Source organism: Caldicellulosiruptor naganoensis (assembly GCF_026914285.1).
Classification (GTDB): domain Bacteria; phylum Bacillota; class Thermoanaerobacteria; order Caldicellulosiruptorales; family Caldicellulosiruptoraceae; genus Caldicellulosiruptor; species Caldicellulosiruptor naganoensis.
Genome location: NZ_CP113864.1, coordinates 384,741 through 402,112 on the forward strand (window position 1 = coordinate 384,741; position 17,372 = coordinate 402,112).

At 35.7% G+C, this 17,372-nt stretch carries 16 protein-coding genes and 1 pseudogene; 12 read left to right on the top strand and 5 right to left on the bottom strand.

All coding sequences use genetic code 11. The annotated features are described in order from the left end of the window. The first annotated feature begins 8 nt into the window (after window positions 1-8). The 6 genes from flgF (at window position 9) to OTJ99_RS01850 (ending at window position 4,126) form a co-directional block, all read left to right on the top strand. A complete protein-coding gene (gene flgF / locus OTJ99_RS01825) occupies window positions 9-782 on the top strand; it encodes a flagellar basal-body rod protein FlgF (RefSeq protein ID WP_045165465.1) in 774 nt (257 codons plus the stop codon). 56 nt (window positions 783-838) lie between these two features. Then, complete coding sequence (flgG, locus tag OTJ99_RS01830) at window positions 839-1,642, top strand: flagellar basal-body rod protein FlgG (RefSeq protein WP_045165464.1); 804 nt, start codon at window positions 839-841, stop codon at window positions 1,640-1,642. 24 nt (window positions 1,643-1,666) lie between these two features. Further along, on the top strand, window positions 1,667-2,017 hold the full coding sequence (locus tag OTJ99_RS01835; protein ID WP_045165463.1) for a rod-binding protein: 351 nt from the start codon (window positions 1,667-1,669) through the stop codon (window positions 2,015-2,017). A 193-nt stretch (window positions 2,018-2,210) separates the two neighbouring features. Next, the gene (locus OTJ99_RS01840) at window positions 2,211-2,711 is read left to right on the top strand and encodes a sugar phosphate isomerase/epimerase family protein (protein WP_268748487.1); all 501 of its coding nucleotides are present in this window, start codon (window positions 2,211-2,213) and stop codon (window positions 2,709-2,711) included. Continuing rightward, on the top strand, window positions 2,708-2,923 hold the full coding sequence (locus OTJ99_RS01845) for a hypothetical protein (protein ID WP_268748486.1): 216 nt from the start codon (window positions 2,708-2,710) through the stop codon (window positions 2,921-2,923). The genes OTJ99_RS01840 and OTJ99_RS01845 overlap by 4 nt, the downstream gene beginning before the upstream one ends. A 102-nt stretch (window positions 2,924-3,025) precedes the next feature. Then, complete coding sequence (locus tag OTJ99_RS01850) at window positions 3,026-4,126, top strand: Gfo/Idh/MocA family protein (protein WP_045165462.1); 1,101 nt, start codon at window positions 3,026-3,028, stop codon at window positions 4,124-4,126. An 83-nt stretch (window positions 4,127-4,209) separates the two neighbouring features. On the opposite strand, the pseudogene OTJ99_RS12950 reads toward OTJ99_RS01850, so the two are convergent. Both OTJ99_RS12950 and OTJ99_RS01860 read right to left on the bottom strand, forming a co-directional pair. Beyond that, window positions 4,210-4,977, bottom strand: a pseudogene (locus tag OTJ99_RS12950) (sugar phosphate isomerase/epimerase family protein). Window positions 4,978-5,174: 197 nt separating this feature from the next. Beyond that, the gene (locus OTJ99_RS01860) at window positions 5,175-5,327 is read right to left on the bottom strand and encodes a hypothetical protein (RefSeq protein ID WP_157841359.1); all 153 of its coding nucleotides are present in this window, start codon (window positions 5,325-5,327) and stop codon (window positions 5,175-5,177) included. A 143-nt stretch (window positions 5,328-5,470) separates the two neighbouring features. On the opposite strand from OTJ99_RS01860, the gene OTJ99_RS01865 reads away from it, so the two are divergent. After that, window positions 5,471-6,421 carry an AEC family transporter gene (locus tag OTJ99_RS01865; protein WP_083943540.1) on the top strand — a complete coding sequence of 317 codons (951 nt, stop codon included), beginning with the start codon at window positions 5,471-5,473 and terminating at the stop codon, window positions 6,419-6,421. On the opposite strand, the gene OTJ99_RS01870 is transcribed toward OTJ99_RS01865, so the two are convergent. From OTJ99_RS01870 to OTJ99_RS01880, 3 genes are read right to left on the bottom strand one after another with little or no spacing between them, the layout of a single operon-like run. Beyond that, complete coding sequence (locus OTJ99_RS01870; protein WP_269015417.1) at window positions 6,414-6,902, bottom strand: MFS transporter; 489 nt, start codon at window positions 6,900-6,902, stop codon at window positions 6,414-6,416. The two genes, OTJ99_RS01865 and OTJ99_RS01870, sit on opposite strands and share 8 nt — an antisense overlap. A 60-nt stretch (window positions 6,903-6,962) precedes the next feature. Next, the gene (locus OTJ99_RS01875) at window positions 6,963-7,118 is read right to left on the bottom strand and encodes a hypothetical protein (RefSeq protein WP_235374678.1); all 156 of its coding nucleotides are present in this window, start codon (window positions 7,116-7,118) and stop codon (window positions 6,963-6,965) included. Continuing rightward, window positions 7,109-7,642: an MFS transporter gene (locus OTJ99_RS01880; protein ID WP_235374677.1), complete on the bottom strand. Its 534-nt coding sequence runs from the start codon at window positions 7,640-7,642 to the stop codon at window positions 7,109-7,111. Before OTJ99_RS01880 ends, OTJ99_RS01875 begins: the two co-directional genes overlap by 10 nt. Window positions 7,643-8,085: 443 nt before the next feature. Between OTJ99_RS01880 and OTJ99_RS01885 the strand changes: the two genes are divergently transcribed. The 5 genes from OTJ99_RS01885 (at window position 8,086) to OTJ99_RS01905 (ending at window position 17,320) form a co-directional block, all read left to right on the top strand. After that, entirely contained in the window at window positions 8,086-10,437 is a 2,352-nt protein-coding gene (locus OTJ99_RS01885) for an AAA family ATPase (RefSeq protein ID WP_045165461.1), read from the top strand. 15 nt (window positions 10,438-10,452) lie between these two features. Then, window positions 10,453-11,751, top strand: a complete 1,299-nt coding sequence (locus tag OTJ99_RS01890; protein WP_045165460.1) for a hypothetical protein — start codon at window positions 10,453-10,455, stop codon at window positions 11,749-11,751. A gap of 100 nt (window positions 11,752-11,851) precedes the next feature. Then, a complete protein-coding gene (glmM, locus tag OTJ99_RS01895) occupies window positions 11,852-13,201 on the top strand; it encodes a phosphoglucosamine mutase (RefSeq protein ID WP_045165459.1) in 1,350 nt (449 codons plus the stop codon). A 311-nt stretch (window positions 13,202-13,512) separates the two neighbouring features. Continuing rightward, a complete protein-coding gene (glmS, locus tag OTJ99_RS01900; protein ID WP_045165601.1) occupies window positions 13,513-15,348 on the top strand; it encodes a glutamine--fructose-6-phosphate transaminase (isomerizing) in 1,836 nt (611 codons plus the stop codon). Between the two features lie 268 nt (window positions 15,349-15,616). After that, a complete protein-coding gene (locus OTJ99_RS01905) occupies window positions 15,617-17,320 on the top strand; it encodes an IS1634 family transposase (protein ID WP_045165774.1) in 1,704 nt (567 codons plus the stop codon). Window positions 17,321-17,372 lie beyond the last annotated feature (52 nt).

Here is a 17,372-nt window from a genome sequence, read left to right on the forward strand (position 1 = left end):
TTTGTAAGATGATTAGAGGAATTTACACATCTGCATCAGGGATGATTCTAAACCAAAAACTTATGGATTTGACTGCTAACAATATTGCAAATGTGAGTACAACTGGGTTTAAAAGAGATATTGCCCAGGTTGAAAGTTTTAGAAGGATGATGACCTACAGGATATACGATGACTCTTCAAATAGTATCGACAATGCAATTGGGTATATGTCACTCGGAGCAGACGTTTCAAGGATTGTTAGCGATTTTTCTCAGGGGCTTTACATAAAGACAGACGAACCTTTGAACTTGGCGATAAGAGGAAGTGGATTTTTTGCTGTAGAAAAAGTTGATCCTCAAACAGGTCAAGTTCAGGTTTACTATACAAGAAATGGTGCATTTACGCTAAATTCAAATGGTGAGCTTGTGACACTTGAAGGTTTTCGTGTCCTTGGACAAAACGGAAGGATTGTACTGCAAAATCAGGGAAAAATCAGGATTGATGAGCAGGGTAACATTTATCAAGACGGCAGATTTGTGGACCGATTAAGACTTGTAGATTTCCAAGACAAAACTCTTTTGCGTAAAATTGGCAATAATCTCTTTGAAGCAGATGCACAGAGTCAGCAGATAGCTTTTAGTGGAAGGGTTTTACAAGGATATTTGGAAGGGTCAAATGTAAATTCTGTTCAAGAGATGGTTAATATGATAAATGTTTTGAGAGCGTATGAGGCTAACCAAAAGGCTTTTATTGCACAGGATGAGACTTTGCAGAAGGCTGTCAATGAGATTGCGAGAAAGTAGTCAAGAGGTAATCTTGCAAAGAGAATTAGAAAGGAAAAAGGAGGAAAAAGAACAAGATGATGAGAGCTCTTTATTCTGCTGCTCTGGGTATGAAAGCGCAGCAGACAAATGTTGATATCATATCCAACAACCTTGCAAATGTGAACACAACAGCTTTCAAAAAAGATAAGGCTGAGTTTAAAGACCTTTTGTATGAGACTTTGTCACGAGCAGATGTTATTGCAGGTGATGGAAAACCTGTAAGTCTCCAAATAGGTCATGGTGTGACAATATCTGCTATCACAAAGAGCTTTTCAGAAGGTAACTTGGAGAGGACTGAAAACCCGCTTGATTTGGCAATTCAGGGGGAAGGATTTTTTGTGGTATCAACCCCTAACGGTCCAAGATATACAAGAGATGGTAGTTTTAAGGTTTCAAATGTAGATGGGCAGATAAAACTTGTCACATCAGACGGATATCCTGTTCTGGCAGAAGGCGACACAGAAATTGTTCTACCAGAGACGGCAATTTCCAGCATTACAATTGATGAGACAGGCAGAATTACATACAAGGATGCAGAGGGGCGAGTTCAGGACTCAGGGCTTAAGATTAAAATAGTAAGGTTTCTCAATCCGCAAGGACTTTTAGCAGAGGGTAAAAACCTATATGCAGTATCAGCTGCATCTGGCGACCCTGTTTCTGAAGAGGAGATAGAAGGGCCAAAGAGCAGGATACTTCAAGGATTTCTTGAGATGTCAAACGTACAGGTTGTTGACGAGATGGTAAAGCTTATTATTGCTCAAAGAGCGTATGAGATTAACTCAAAAGCTATTCAAACAGCTGATGATATGCTCTCTATGGCAAATAACCTGAAGAGATAAAAGAATAGGGGCAGGTAGTTATCAATGAACGGGATACCGAGTATTAATATTCAGGCAGGTTATCAGCAGGGGATAGATAATTCTGTAATAAACAAGCTTGAAAAAGCGTATTCTGAGAAAGACAAACAAAAGCTAAAAGAGGCTTGTGAGGAATTTGAAGCTGTCATGTTGTCCGCCATTTTTAAGCAGATGCAAAAGTCAATTCCCAAAGGTGGTCTTTTTCAAGAAAGTATTGCAGATGATATTTTTAACGACATGTTTGTTGACGAGGTTTCAAAAAAGGCTTCAAAACAAGGTGGGATTGGTCTTTCCAAGCTTTTGTATGATTCGATGATAAAAAAGATTGAAAATGAATATAAATTCAAAGGAGAATAAAACCAGCCGGCAAATTTTGCCGGCTTATTTTTTGCTTTGCTGAAAATTGAAACTGATAGGTGTAAAATAATATATTTAAAAACACACAAAAACAAAAAATTTTTCTTAATCCCAATTTTTTAACCGTTTTCATTTTGACATTTTAGTTGGGATTTGTGCAAAATGGAATTTAAACAAGGGGGCGCAAAAGAAAGTGTATAAATTTATATTCTCGGCATTTGAAGATGAGATAGCAAGCAATTTAGATGAGCAAATAGAGGTTTTGCAAAGGCATGGTATTGAATATTTAGAGTTTCGTTCTGCAAATGGCAAAAGCGTTGCTGACTATACTGAAAATGAAGCAAAGGAAGTTTTAAAAAAGTTAAAAGACAGTGGTATAAAGGTTTCAGCAATAGGGGCTCCAATCGGCAAGGTTGATGTAAACTGCGACTTCGAAAAGTATCTTGATCTTTTCAAGCACATCGTTGAGCTTGCCCACATCCTTGAGACAAGGTACATACGCATCTTTTCGTTTTATGTTCCAGAGGGTGAAGAAGAAAAGTATACAGATGTCGTCATAGAAAGGCTTTCAAAGTTTACTGAGATTGCTAAGAAAGAAAATCTTGTTCTTCTTTACAAGAACGAAAAGGAAAATATGGAAGCAGTGCCGAAAGGTGTTTTAAAATCCTCTCCACAATCAACTCACCCAATTTGAGAGCAACATTTGACCCGGCAAATTTTGTTCAGTGCAAAGTAGAGGTCTATCCTCACGCATTTGAGCTTTTAAAGGATTATATTGAGTACGTGCATGTAAAAGATGCAAAATTTTCAGACGGGAGTGTCACAGTTGCAGGTGAAAGTGATGGAAGGATAAAAGACGTGATAGCTGCACTAAAGAGGAGAGGTTTTTGTGGTTTTTGTCAATAGAGCCTCATCTTAATAATAACCTTCCTGGTGGTGGGCCTGAAAACTTTGCAAAGGCTTATAGGGCAATTAAAAAGATCATCGATGAGGAAGGAGAGAGTTGAAATGTCAAAGTTTAAGTTTGCTATTGCGGGCTGTGGGGTTATATCAAAGACACATGCGACTGCTATCTCAGCTCTTTCAAGTGATGCAGAGCTTGTTGCTGTGTGCGATGTGGCAGAAGACAGAGCCAGAAAACTTGCTCAAGATTTTGGTGTAAAAAAGATATATACTGACTATGAAAAGATGCTTCTTGATCCTGAGATTGATGTTGTATCTGTCTGCACACCCTCTGGTATGCATGCTGACATGGCAGTCTTGGCAGCAGACGCAAAAAAACATGTGATTGTTGAAAAGCCAATGGATATAACGTTGTCTAGAGCTGACAAAATAATAGAAGCTCAAAACAGGAACAACGTGGTGATTTCTATAATTTCACAGCACAGGTACAGCGATTGTATGCAGCTTTTAAAAAGGCTCACAGCAGAAGGAAAGTTTGGAAACATTGTTTTAGCAACAAGCTATACTAAATGGTACAGGTCTCAGGAATATTATGACAGCGGTAGCTGGCGCGGTACATGGAGCTTAGATGGAGGTGGTGCGCTTATGAACCAGTCTATACACTACATAGATATGATTCAGTGGATTGTTGGAAAGGTTGTGGAGGTTTTTGCATACTGCACAACAAGGGCACATAGGCGAATAGAGGTTGAAGATGGAGCTGTTGCAGTGGTCAAGTTTGAAAATGGGGCGATAGGTGAGATAGTTGGAACAACAAGTGCATATCCAGGTTTTGAAACGCGGCTTGAGATTTTTGGTGAAAAAGGCTCTGCAATAGCTGTTAACACCAGGCTTGAAAGTCTTTACTTCAAAGATGGGTCTGAGAAGGAATATTTGGAGATCTACAAAAAAGAGGAAGATGGCTCTGCTGGTGCATCTTCTGCTGCAATCAAAGAAGAAGGACATGTAAGACAGTACAGAGATGTAATAAATGCTATAAAAACCGGAACAAAACCACTTATCCCTGCTGAGGAAGGAAGACATCCTGTTGAAATAATACTTGCCATTTATCTCTCAAGCCTGACAGGGAAACCTGTAAAGCTCCCTCTTGAAAGTGACGATGAGGTCTTAAAGGAGATTGAAAAGATAAAAGGTAAAGGATTCTAAATAGGAAAAAAAGGGGCTTGCACAGAATTTGTGCTAAAAGCCCCTTGATTGTTCTTATCTTATCTATGTTTGAAAGGTTTTTTTTACTTTACATAATTTTTCGTTAAAAAGTCTAAGCTGAGTCTCAAACTTTCAAAAGGACTTCTTTGACAGATATCCTGCTCAATTATATATCACTGAACACCTGCATCAATACAAGCATCTATTATTCCATCCCAGTCTAAATTCCCAAAACCTACTTCAAACATACCTTGCTTAAAATCTTCAAGCATTCCCATGTCTTTTAAATGAACAAGTGGAATTCGACCTTTTGGTTTTCGTATCCACTTTTCAGGACTTGCTCCAGCAAATTGAACCCAGTAAGTGTCAATTTAAAACATTAAAAGCTGTGGCTCTGAATTTTCAATCAAAATCTCAAGCCATGTTTTACTGTCATATCTTTTAAACTCAAAACTGTGGTTGTGATAAGAAAGCACTATATTCTCTTCTTTTAACTTTTTTCCAATTTCATTGCACTCTTTTGCAAATTCAAGTGCTCCTTCAAAACTTTTAAATTCGTCTGGAGCAGATGGGATTGCAATATGATAGCAGCCTAATATCTTATGCTCTTCGATTACAGATTCAATTTCGTTTTTCAGCCTTTCAAAAGGGGTATGTGTTGCACAAACTGTTAAGGAAAATTCATTTAACATGTTTTTTAGCTTATAGGTGTCAATCTTAGCCATACCTGAAATTTGTACAGATCTAAACCCAATTTTGCTAACCTTTTTTAAAGTATTGTATATATCTTCTTCAGTTTTTAAAAACTCGCGCAGCGTGAAAAGCTGAGCTGCTATTTGTTCTTGCTTCATTTGAATTTAACACCACTTTTTCTTTTTGTTTGTAAGATTTATTAAATTTTACCACAAAACTTTACTCTTTAATAGCCCCAAAAAGTGTTATCACGAATAGATAAAAGAACGGAGATAACCTTATTATCAAGATATTGTAGTTTAGGAAGAAAAATTACAAAACCTTGATATTTTGTTATAAACAACTGCTGAAAAATTTAATACACCCTGCAATATTTATGCTGCTCTTTCTCTTCATCCAGGGCGGATGGTGTTGGTCTGCCAAAACACGAAAATGGCTTGTTGTTACCAATTTTAGAATCATTCCAATTTAAAAGCCCAAAGATGTTTCCAAGACCAATAAAGCCCATGCACCGTTTTAAGACTTATGAGTTGCCCCAGTTGTCAGTATGGTGACAATCAAATATTGTCTACCAAATGAAATTTTTGATGGTATAATAATTTGAAAACTGTCCTTTTTTACAAATAGAAGTTTTAAAGGGGGCAAAAAATGTTGTTGTATACATTTTTAAATGCCATTCAGGGAGTACTTGTGATTTTATTTGTTCTTATGCTCGGGTATTTTCTTGCAAAGTACAGGTGGTTTGACTCAAAAGTATCAGACCTTTTTGCAAAGGTTGTTGTAAATGTGTCGCTGCCGCTTTATATGATAGCAAACCTCACCTCAACATTTACAAAAAATGAGCTTGAACATTCAGCAAGAGGGCTTTTGATTCCATTTTTATCAATCCTGCTTTCTTACAGTATGGCTGTGATAATAGCAAGAGTTGCAAATGTAAAAGCTCACAGAAGAGGTCTTTTTGCAGCCATATTTTCGCTTTCAAATTCGATATTTGTAGGGCTTCCTATGTCTCTTGCGCTTTTTGGAGATGTCGCAACACCTTATACACTGCTTTATTACATGGCAAACACTACAATATGGTGGACATTAGGTGTATATGGGATTATCCGAGACAACAAAACCGAAAATCAAAAGGTTTTGAGTATAGATACTCTAAAGCGCATATTTAACCCGCCTTTGATTGGATTTTTGATAGGAGTTGGTCTTGTACTTTTGCAGATAAAGCTTCCAAAATTTATATTTGACAGTTTTAAAATGGTAGGAGGACTTACAACCCCCCTTTCCATCTTCTGTGTGGGTATAACAATGTACGAGATGGGGTTTAAAAATTTTAGATTTGACAAAGATAGCATTTTGGTATTTGCAGGAAGATTCCTTGTCACACCTTTTATCACTTGGCTTCTTTCACATTTTATTCCTGTTCCTAAACTCATGCGTGATGTGTTTATCATAATGTCTGCAATGCCTGTGATGGTAAATTCAGCTATAATTTCAAGAGTATATAATGGTGACTATGAATTTGCTACTGCTATGATTACATATTCCACTGTGTTTTCAGTTGTAATAATGCCGTTTTTGATGGTGCTGATTAAAATTATTTAGTTTTTTCAAGGGACTTTCTCTTAAATGTGGTGATAAGAACCATTGTGGTTAAAACAATAGTAACCAGGCCGGATATATAAAACCCAGCCCAGGGAGAGATTTTTTGTGAAATTGTACCTGTAAATAGATTGCCAATTGGTGTTGTTCCAGCATTGCAAAGAAAGTAAATACTCAGTACTCTTGCTCTGAACTCGTCGCTTGATGAAAGCTGCAAAAGTGCGTTTGCGCTTGTGTTAAAACTTATTGCAAGAAGACCAACAAGCACAAATAGCACGCAAGCAACTTTATAGCTTTTGTTTATTCCCAGAAGAATGTAAACCAGTGAAACAGAAAGAATGAATTTAAAAAGAAGATTTAGATTAATCTTTTCCTTTCTTCTTGTAGCTGTCAAAAATGCGCCTATAAGTGATCCAATTCCCATCGATGACATTAAAAGTCCAAAACCTGTTTCATTTCTGCCCAGAGCAAGTTTTGCATACACAGGGATAAGAACGTTAAAATTGAGTATGAATGTGCCCATGATTAAAACAAGCGATATTGCTCACACAAGTACTTTGGTCTTATACACATACTTTAGCCCTTCTATCACCTCTGCAAAAACACTTTTATCATTTTCCTCTTTTTGAGGTTCTTTGGCGTCAATCAGAAATACGCCTATAATGATTGGCACAAAACTTATAGCGTTTGCTAAAAACACATTTCAATTCCAACTGTTGATATTACCAAGCTTGCAACAGCAGGGCCTATGATTTTTGCAAGGTTGAAAATCATAGAGTTAAGACCAACAGCGTTTGGCAAGTCCTCTTTTCCAACGAGAATTATCATGTAAGATTGCCTTGCGGGATTGTCAAATGTTGTAACAACTCTTCTCATAAGGGCTAAAACCACTAAGTGCCAATACTGAACAACATCTGTGTATGTAATCAAAAATAAAACAAAGGCAAAGAATAAAAGAAGGATTTGAGTGATCAGAATTACTCTTTTTTTCTGCTTTCTGTCCAAGATTTCACCGGCAAAAAGGGAAAGAATCATAACAGGGACCTGCTCTATAGCTGTGACAATACTTAGAAGCAGTGCTGAATTTGTAAGCTCTAAAGCCAGCCACTGCATTGCCATGTTCTGCATCCATGAACCAATTACCGATATTGCCTGCCCAAACCAGTAATACCGGTAGTTTTTGTGCCTCAGAGCTCTGAAAGGTCCAGATATAGCAAGTTGCATCCGTTTTCCACCTTCTTATAGATATTATGAGGAATATGTTTGATTCTTGTGGAAAAAAGTCTCACACTCCTTTCGATATTAAATTTTGATATAACACCTCTTGAAATTATTATAATATCTGAACTAATCACAATCAGATTAGCTTTTTAAAAATAGTTAATATGCACAAATTTAATTGAGTATTGTACACAAAGACAGGTTTTTAAGGAAGAAGTCAAGAAGAATTCAATGGCAATATGTAAAGAAATATTGTGTTATTGTGTTGAAAAGTTTTGAGATAGAAGATGGACAAATGTATAAAGAAGGTTTCAAGATTTGAAGCAAAAGTTAAGATTAAAAAGATATTTGAGGATTTTGTGGCACCAATAGTAAAAATAATGTGCTATAATAACATTAAAATAAGTCAAAGGAAAAACAACACAACTTTGGGGGCATAGATTAAAATGAAGGTTGAAGATGTGAAAGGAAAGCTTTTCCAAGATAATTATATAGATATAGCTGTGGAGGAGTATTTAAAATTTAAAGAAAGTAACGAATATGGAGAAAAATACAAAGAGCTGGTTTTGAAAAAACTCAATGATTATTTAAACAACAAAAGAATTACAGCAGAAAATGTCTTGGAAGTCATCAAAGAATTTCAAAATCAAAATCCCCCAAGCGGAAGTTTTGTTCATTGGAAATGTTTGTTTGATTTGTTCAATTTTGCAATGCAAGACCCTTTTAAAGTGGCTGAACTTTTAAACTTTTTATATGAAGACTCTGCAAATTTGAATCTGAGAATAAAAAGGTTTATAGATAGTGCTAAAGATTACAAACCCAGGGGCAGTTTTGGCACTCCACTTGTTGGATATTTATTGGCAGGATACGATATGCGTAGATATCCTTTGTATAAGGATGATGCTTTTAAAGATTTTCTTGAGTCATTTGGAATTGGTGAATTTTCAAAAGATGTCGCTGAGAAGTATTACAATTACTACTCAATATGTGAAATTTTGACAGATTACTTTGTACAAAAAGGCTATATGAAAAACCCTTCTATGTTAGATACTCAAGATTTTATTTTCTGTGTCACATCTTACAAACAGTTAATGTGTAAGATAGCTGTCAAGTATCTGTATGGTCATGCAAAAATGCTTCATACTTTTGAAAAGGATATTACAGAATTTATTGATTATATTAATAATCTTCCAGAAGATTATATTGCGTACTTAAAAAATAAATATTCAGAAAAAGAAAAAGTAAATCTCATAAGATTCGAGGTTGCTGATATGATTTTGCAAAACAAGAAGATAACAGTTGAAGATTTTGAGAAGCTGAAAAATGACATTCAAAACAAATCAGAAAAAAATATCTTAAAATCCTGGTCTGATTTTGGAATTTTATTTCCCTTCTATTATGACAGATTCAAGGAAAAAGTAAATATTGAGTTAAAGAAAATTTACAATGCTTTAAAGTCAATAGAACACTTTTCTGATTTTGAATTCAAAGAAAACAAATACATCTGCGACTTTGAAGGACCGGCTAATTTTGGATCTTCAATATGTGGGATTGCTTTGTATCCTAAGGATAAAGAGACACACAAAACATCAGCACAACTGCTTTTTGATGTGAGTGCAAAAGGAGTGAGATATGGCCTTTATGTTGGTTCAAAATTGCAACGAAGAATAAATGGGAAAACAGAGGATATTGAGATTATTACAAATATAGAAGATTTTTCTTTTTCAAAGGTTGAAGAAAAGCTTGTTGATGTTTTTGATAGATTCAAAGAGCTTAATTATTTGGAACAACACAATGAAGTGAGTACTCAGGAAGGAAAGAAGCTTGAAATAAGTGTTGATTTTGACAAAACCCTAAGAATAGAAAATTTATTTTTCGAAGATGAAGAGGTTTTACTCAAAAGAATCTCCACAGCACTAAAATCTGGTAAGCATATAATCTTGATTGGTCCACCTGGAACTGGCAAGACAAAATTGGCAAAAGAAATATGCAAAAGTTATGGTGTTGAGTATGAAATGGTTACAGCTATGTCGGATTGGTCAACATATGATACAATTGGCGGATATAAGCCTGACATTGATGGAAGTCTGTTCTTTGATGAAGGAGTATTCTTGAGGCTTTTTAAAGACAAAAATAGTAAAACACTTACCAATAAATGGCTAATCATTGATGAAATTAACAGAGCAGATATAGACAAGGCATTTGGCGCTCTTTTTTCAGTGATAACAGGTCAAAGGGTAATTCTGAGTTTTAAGACCAAGGAAGGAGAAAACATAATTGTAAGGCCTCAAGAGGGTGATGACGATATCTATCCCAAAGACCATGAATATATAGTGCCGAGAGATTTTAGAATAATTGGGACAATGAATACATATGACAAAACTTCTCTTTATGAGATGAGCTATGCATTCATGAGAAGATTTGCCTTCATTCCTGTTACCATTCCCAAAAACATTGATGGTGAACTTGTAGAGAAGTATTTAAGAATTTGGGGAATAGAAGACAAGAGCATTAACAACATTAGCTTAAAAGAGGGTTTAGCAAAGGTTTGGGAAATTACTAATAGATATCGAAAAATTGGGCCAGGAATTGTTGAAGATGTAGCAAGATATGTAAGCATTGAAGGGGATTATACTTCTGCAGTAATTTTGTATATTTTACCACAGTTTGAAGGACTTTTAGAAAATGAGATAAAAAACTTTGTGGAAGAATTATGTCAAAGTGAAGTCGATGATTTTGCAAAGCAGAAAGAAAAGTTAAAAGATTTTGTAAGTGATTTTTTTGGCATTAGCTTTTGACAATGGGTGATAGTTATGAAAACACCAAAGGAAGTACTTTATGAAGCCATTAAAGACCATTTAATTATTTACCTCAAATCCGGCAAATTGTCACTGTTTACTTTTTTAAACAAATTGAATTTGAATATTCATAGGATAGAAGACCTATTGAAAATTCATTTTTTACTAAAATCAGAAGTGAGAGATTTTGTATTAAATCTTCCAAGTATGCTAAGAAAATTAAAAGTCTCAACCATTCTAAGTGAAGAAACAAATCATGTTCAAGTTAAAGGTCAGATAAATTGGCAGAAGACACTTATAAAGAGGTTTAACCAAAATTGTAAAGATTCAACACTCTTGTGTTGCAATCAGACAAATAAACTGTATAGTACAAAGGAAAACCTTGTTTTGAAGGAATTCGTAAGAGTATTGTATGAAACTATATTTCTGGATATTGGTATGGAAAGGTTTACTAAATTTGAATGGTATGAAAGGGGAAAAGAGATAAATAAAATTGTTAAGGAACTGTATGAAAAAAATTCATACTTAAGTAAAATAGACCTTAACCATGCAAAGATAACAGATAGAATGATTGAAATGGTTTCAAAGCACAGAAATAATTTATATAGCCAAGCTGCAAAGCTTTTAAGAGAATATAGAAGAGTTGTGCGGCTTGATTTAGAAGAGGAAGAAATAAAAAATCTATTTGAGAAAACTTTTATTGAAGTGGCTGATGACAGTACGTTGTTTGAACTCTACTGGATAATTAGAATTTTGAGGGATAACGCTTCAGATGAAAAGTTATTTGTTGTAGATGGGAAAAATAATAAAATTGCTATGTGGGAAGATGAGGTATTTGAGTATCATCTTTATCACAATGTTTCTAATTTAAAAGACATTATGTTTAAAGTGGGGTTTGAAGAGGTGGAAGATGTAGATAATGAGTATTTCAAAAGATATACAAATGCAAAGAAAATGGCTAAACAACTGGCTCTTTGTATTTTTGGCAGCAGAGATATTTCTGATGACAGTTTTTGGAGTGGTAGGCCTGATATTCTAATAGAAATTCGCAATAAAGACAATGGCGAATTGATGAAATTGGTAATTGGAGAGGTGAAATATACTACAGATAGGGAATACATGATGGAAGGCCTTTACCAGTTATTAGAATACATCTATTTTGTGAAACAAAATGGTAAATATCTCTTTAACAATCAGAAAAATAGAGTTGAACTTCAAGGTATTCTTTTTGTTGATAACATTGAATTTATACCTCTTGAAAAAAACTACTGGATTAAAATTTATACTCCACACTCCAGTAAAGTTATTCTCTGACCAAAGAACCAACTAAATAAATGTTCACATTGTTATTTTTCGAACATAGGTATATAATAGATAAAGTAATAAATCACTTTCATATGAAAGGGGGACGAGAATGGGAAAACTTTTTGGGACAGATGGTGTGAGAGGCGTTGCAAATAAAGAACTTACATGCGAACTTGCGTTTGACTTGGGAAGGGCTGGAGCGTATGTGCTCACTGAAACTAAGCAAAAGCCCAAAATTTTAATCGGCAAGGACACAAGAATCTCATGTGATATGCTGGAAGCTGCCCTTTGTGCCGGACTTACATCTGTCGGAGCAGATGTGTACTTAGCAGGAGTTGTCACAACACCTGCAATAGCTCACTTGGTAAAATCCCACGGGTTTGATGCAGGGATTATGATCTCCGCATCACACAATCCTTATGAATTCAACGGTATTAAGTTTTTTAATTCCCAGGGCTTCAAGCTTTCTGACCAGATTGAAGAAAAAATTGAGGACATTATTTTAAACAAAAAATGGGATGAGGTTCCACACGCTCAATTTGATGCGATAGGCAGGGTAAATAAGGTTGACCTTAAAAAGGACTATCAAGAATACTTAAAATCAACATTAAATGGTGCAAGCTTCAAAGGACTTAAGATTGTCATTGACTGTGCAAATGGTGCAGCATATAAAATAGCTCCAGAGGTTTTTGAAGAACTTGGTGCAGAGGTTGTAGTAATAAACAACCAGCCAGATGGTACAAACATCAACAAAGAGTGTGGCTCTACACACCTCAAAATGCTCCAGCAAGAAGTTGTTAAAAACAAAGCTGACTTTGGCATTGCATATGATGGTGATGCAGACAGGACGCTTTTTGTTGATGAAGAGGGCAATACTATTGATGGGGACAAAATAATGCTTCTTTTAGCACAAAACCTAAAACAGCAGGGAAGACTAAGTCGCAACACCTTGGTTGTGACAGTCATGAGCAACATGGGACTTTTTGTTGCAGCAAAAGAACTTGGCATCAACCTCGAAGTTACAAAAGTTGGAGACAGGTATGTTCTTGAAAAGATGCTCGAAAACGGGTATTCAATTGGCGGCGAGCAGTCAGGCCACATAATACTTTTAGACTTTGCAACAACAGGCGATGGAATTTTAACCAGCCTTCAGCTGACAAAGATTATAAAAGAGAGTGGTAAAAAGCTTTCTGACCTTGCAAAGATCATGAGGGTATATCCTCAGGTGCTTGTAAACGCTAAGGTTGAAAATAGAAAGAAAGACCTTTATTCAAAAGACCCTGTAATTTTAGAGGCAATCAAGAAGGTTGAAGAAAAGCTAAACGGCAAAGGAAGAGTCTTGATAAGACCATCTGGCACAGAGCCTTTAATCAGGGTAATGATTGAAGGTGAAGACTATGAAGAGATTAAAAAAGATGCAGATAATCTTGCAAGCTTGATTGAGTCAAGGCTTTCATAAGACTTTTTAGGCCAAGTTAAAAAGGCCTTTTAAACTAAAGGCTTTTTCAAAGCGCCAGGACCTCTGGAAATTATAGCGCTATTGCCTTTGCGTATTTTTTCCAGAGGTTGACGAGGACTGGGGAGAATCGAGGTTTTCGGCGGGTGCCCCAGCGGGGTTTTGCCTTTTTCCCTCGTGACTTTCTGCTACAAACCCCGGAAGGCAACTTCTGGGACAAAGGCAGAAAGAAAAAAGGCTTATATCCTTGTATTGGCTATGAGAAAATAGCAGCTTGGAAATTAAATATAAAGCTCAAGAGGAGGACAAAAACAATGTGCGGAATTGTTGGCTATGTTGGTACAAAAAACTGTGTCCCTATTTTGCTCTCTGGGCTTAAAAGACTTGAGTACAGGGGATACGATTCTGCCGGTGTGGCAGTTATCGATATAGATAAATCAAAGATTGACATAGTAAAGACAAAAGGAAGACTTACCATTTTGGAAGAGAAGCTAAATCAAAATCCCATTGAAGGTTTTGTTGGGATTGGTCATACAAGGTGGGCAACACACGGTGAGCCATCTGATGAAAATTCGCACCCCCATGTGAGTCAAAGCGGCAAGATTGCAATTGTCCACAACGGAATCATAGAGAACTATTTGAAGCTAAAAGAATTTCTCATAAAAAAGGGTTACACTTTTTCATCTGATACAGACACTGAGGTTGTTGCTCATCTTATAGAGTATTACTATGACGGTGACATTTTAGATGCATTTATAAAGACTCTTGAAAAGATTCAAGGGTCATATGCGCTTGGCGTTCTCTGCCTTGACAGACCGGATATGATACTTGCAGCAAGAAAAGACAGTCCATTAATTGTGGGACTTGGCCAGGGTGAAAACTTCATAGCATCAGATATCCCAGCAATCCTTGAGTACACAAGAAATACCTATATTCTTGAAGAAAATGAGATTGCCATTGTGACAAAGGATAAGGTAGAGATTGTAAACACTGAAAAAGAGCCAGTTAAAAAAGAGGTATTTCATGTTACATGGGATGTATCAAGTGCAGAAAAGGGCGGCTATGAACATTTTATGATAAAAGAGATAATGGAACAACCCAAGGCTATCAGAGATACCTTGACAGGAAGGCTCCCAGATAGTGGTTTTGAAGTGAACCTTGATGGAATTAATATTACAAAAGAAGATTTGCAAAAACTCAACAAAATATTTATCGTTGCATGCGGTACAGCATACCATGCGGGAATTGTCGGAAAACATGTCATTGAAAAGCTCACAAGAATCCCTGTTGAGGTTGATATAGCAAGTGAGTTCAGATACAGAGACCCAATAGTAGATGAGAATACATTAACAATTGTAATTTCCCAGTCTGGTGAGACAATAGACACACTTGTTGCAATGAGAGAAGCAAAGGCAAGAGGTTCAAGAACGCTTGGGATTGTAAATGTTGTTGGGTCATCAATTGCAAGAGAGGTAGATGACTGTCTTTATACATGGGCAGGACCAGAGATTGCGGTTGCATCAACCAAGGCTTACACAACACAGCTAATATGCCTGTATCTTATTGCGCTTGACTTTGCAACAAAGCTTGGAACAATTTCTTATGAAGAGTTTGCAAATATCAGAGATGAGATAAAAAGACTTGCTGAAAAGGTTGAGTATGTTCTGACACACAAGGAGAACATTCAAAAATATGCATCAGAGCATTTCAATGCAAAAGACATCTTCTATTTAGGAAGAGGCTTGGACTTTGCAGTTGCAATGGAAGGGTCTTTAAAACTCAAAGAGATTTCATACATTCACTCAGAAGCATATGCAGCAGGTGAGCTAAAACATGGAACAATAGCACTGATTGAAGACGGAACATTTGTAATTGCGCTTGCAACACAAGAGAAGCTTTTTGAAAAGATGGTAAGCAACATAAAAGAGGTAAAATCCCGTGGTGCTGTTGTACTTTCTGTTGCGCAGGAAGGAAATACCGACATAGAAAATGTGTCAGACCATGTTTTGTATATTCCAAGAACGCTTGACATTTTAGCACCAGTTTTGACAGTTGTGCCACTGCAGCTTTTTGCATACTACACAGCAGTGCAAAGAGGCTGCGATGTTGACAAGCCAAGGAACTTGGCAAAAAGTGTGACTGTGGAATGATTTGAAAGAGATTTTTATTTAAAGTAATAAAAGAGGCTGTCTAAAAAGATGAGGTGACAGCCTCTTTATTCTTGACTTTGTCAGTTAAGAGGTGTTTTTGAGCTAACAAAAAATAACAAAGTCTTAATTTATGCGGGTTTCAAGAAGAGAAAAATAAAAAATTTTAAAAAATGTAGGGACAAATTTTAGCTTAATATATACTGAATTTGCTTGACTTTTTAAATATTTTGTGGTACAATATAACAAACTATCTTCAAGGAGTTGCCATATGTTTGTCAAAATTACTAATGCTGGCGGTTATCAGTATGTTAGGTTAGTCGAAAATTACCGTGAAAATGGTAAAGTAAAGCAAAGAGTACTATTTAACTTTGGTAGACTTGATATTCTCAAAGATGACCCCGCTTTTAAAAACATTGTAAAAAAACTATCTGATATTGTCGCTGAAACAACTACTGAGAATGCAAAAGCTGTTACTATTGAATCTGAAGAAGATATTTCGGATGCAGTTGTAAAAAACTGGGGATACATTGTATACAGAAAGTTATGGCAGGAGCTTGAAATTGATAAGTTTTTAAAAGGGAAAGCAGCAAAAGAGAGAAAGATAAAATTTGATGTAGACAAAGTAAGTTTTTTAATGACCATACAGAGATTGATAGAGCCAATGAGCAAACTAAGAACTTATCATCAGAGAAGCAAATATTTTGGATTTGAAGAGGATATAGATTTGAATCAATTGTACAGGTGTTTAGATTTTCTTGACAGTGTAAAAGAAGATTTAGAGACATACCTGTATCAGAGAAATAAAGACTTATTTAAGATGGTAGTTGATGTAGTGTTTTATGATGTGACGACAATATACTTTGAGAGTTGTAGAGCGGATGAACTTAAAAATTTTGGGTTTAGCAAAGACAACAAGGTAAATGAAGTGCAAGTTGTATTAGGGCTTTTGGTGGACAAAGAAGGCAGACCGATAGGGTATGAACTTTTTCCTGGTAATACGATAGATAGCAAGACGATGGTAAAGATACTGAGGAAGCTGAAGGAAAAATTTAGTATAGATAAGATAATAATAGTAGCAGACAAAGGGCTTAACAGCAGAATAAATTTAAAGATGATAAAAGAAGCTGGGTACGACTATATAGTAGCAAGCAGATTAAAGAATGCAAGTAAAGAAATTTTAGATGAAGTTTTTAATGAAGAAGGATATAAAAGACTTGATGGCAAAAGATGTTTGAATGCTGAAGAAATTTATGGTGATGAATTCAAATATAAGGTATTGGAAAGAACAAATATTGTCAAGGATGAAGAGGGTAAAGAGTTCAAAATAGAAGAGAATTTGATAATAACGTATTCAAGCAAGAGAGCCAAGAAAGACAAAGAAGACAGAGAGAGATTGGTAAGAAAAGCCAAAGAGCTTTTAGAGAACAAAGGAAGCATAACAGCCTTAGAAAAGAAAGGTGCAAGGAAATATTTGAAGAAGAAATCAAAATCAGAAGAATATGTATTGGATGAGGAAACGATAAAACGAGATGAGAAATTTGACGGTTATTATGCAATTCAAACGAGCAAAAAGGATATGGATGTAGAAGAGGTTTTAGGAGCATATCACGATTTATGGAAGATAGAACAGTCATTCAGAGTAATGAAAAGCTGTTTAGAAGTGCGACCGATATATCACTTTACAGAAAGCAGAATAAAAGGACATTTTGTGATATGTTTTTTGGCATTTTTACTGCAAAGGACATTGGAATATATTTTGAGGAGAAAAGGTAAAGGAATAAGTAGTGAAAGGATAATGGAAGCAATATATTCAATGAACTTTTTTGAAATAGAGATAAAAGGGAAGAAATATTTGATAAAGCAAAAAATTGAGGGAGGAGCTGGAGATATACTGAATGTAATGAAGATAAAGGGTCCAAAAAACTTCATGACATATGAGGAAGGCTTAGAATTTATTGGTATTAGCAAATGATGTAGTGACAAAATTGAGGTCCATATTTTGTCAATCCCAGTCCTCCCAAGCT

Coding starts and splice junctions, on each gene's coding strand:
- OTJ99_RS01905 (WP_045165774.1), top strand. CDS start 15,617: ATGTTTGTCAAAATTACTAATGCTGGCGGTTATCAGTATGTTAGGTTA.
- OTJ99_RS01860 (WP_157841359.1), bottom strand. CDS start 5,327: ATGGGCTTTATTGGTCTTGGAAACATCTTTGGGCTTTTAAATTGGAAT.
- OTJ99_RS01890 (WP_045165460.1), top strand. CDS start 10,453: ATGAAAACACCAAAGGAAGTACTTTATGAAGCCATTAAAGACCATTTA.
- flgF (WP_045165465.1), top strand. CDS start 9: ATGATTAGAGGAATTTACACATCTGCATCAGGGATGATTCTAAACCAA.
- flgG (WP_045165464.1), top strand. CDS start 839: ATGATGAGAGCTCTTTATTCTGCTGCTCTGGGTATGAAAGCGCAGCAG.
- OTJ99_RS01850 (WP_045165462.1), top strand. CDS start 3,026: ATGTCAAAGTTTAAGTTTGCTATTGCGGGCTGTGGGGTTATATCAAAG.
- glmS (WP_045165601.1), top strand. CDS start 13,513: ATGTGCGGAATTGTTGGCTATGTTGGTACAAAAAACTGTGTCCCTATT.
- OTJ99_RS01835 (WP_045165463.1), top strand. CDS start 1,667: ATGAACGGGATACCGAGTATTAATATTCAGGCAGGTTATCAGCAGGGG.
- OTJ99_RS01885 (WP_045165461.1), top strand. CDS start 8,086: ATGAAGGTTGAAGATGTGAAAGGAAAGCTTTTCCAAGATAATTATATA.
- OTJ99_RS01880 (WP_235374677.1), bottom strand. CDS start 7,642: ATGCAACTTGCTATATCTGGACCTTTCAGAGCTCTGAGGCACAAAAAC.
- glmM (WP_045165459.1), top strand. CDS start 11,852: ATGGGAAAACTTTTTGGGACAGATGGTGTGAGAGGCGTTGCAAATAAA.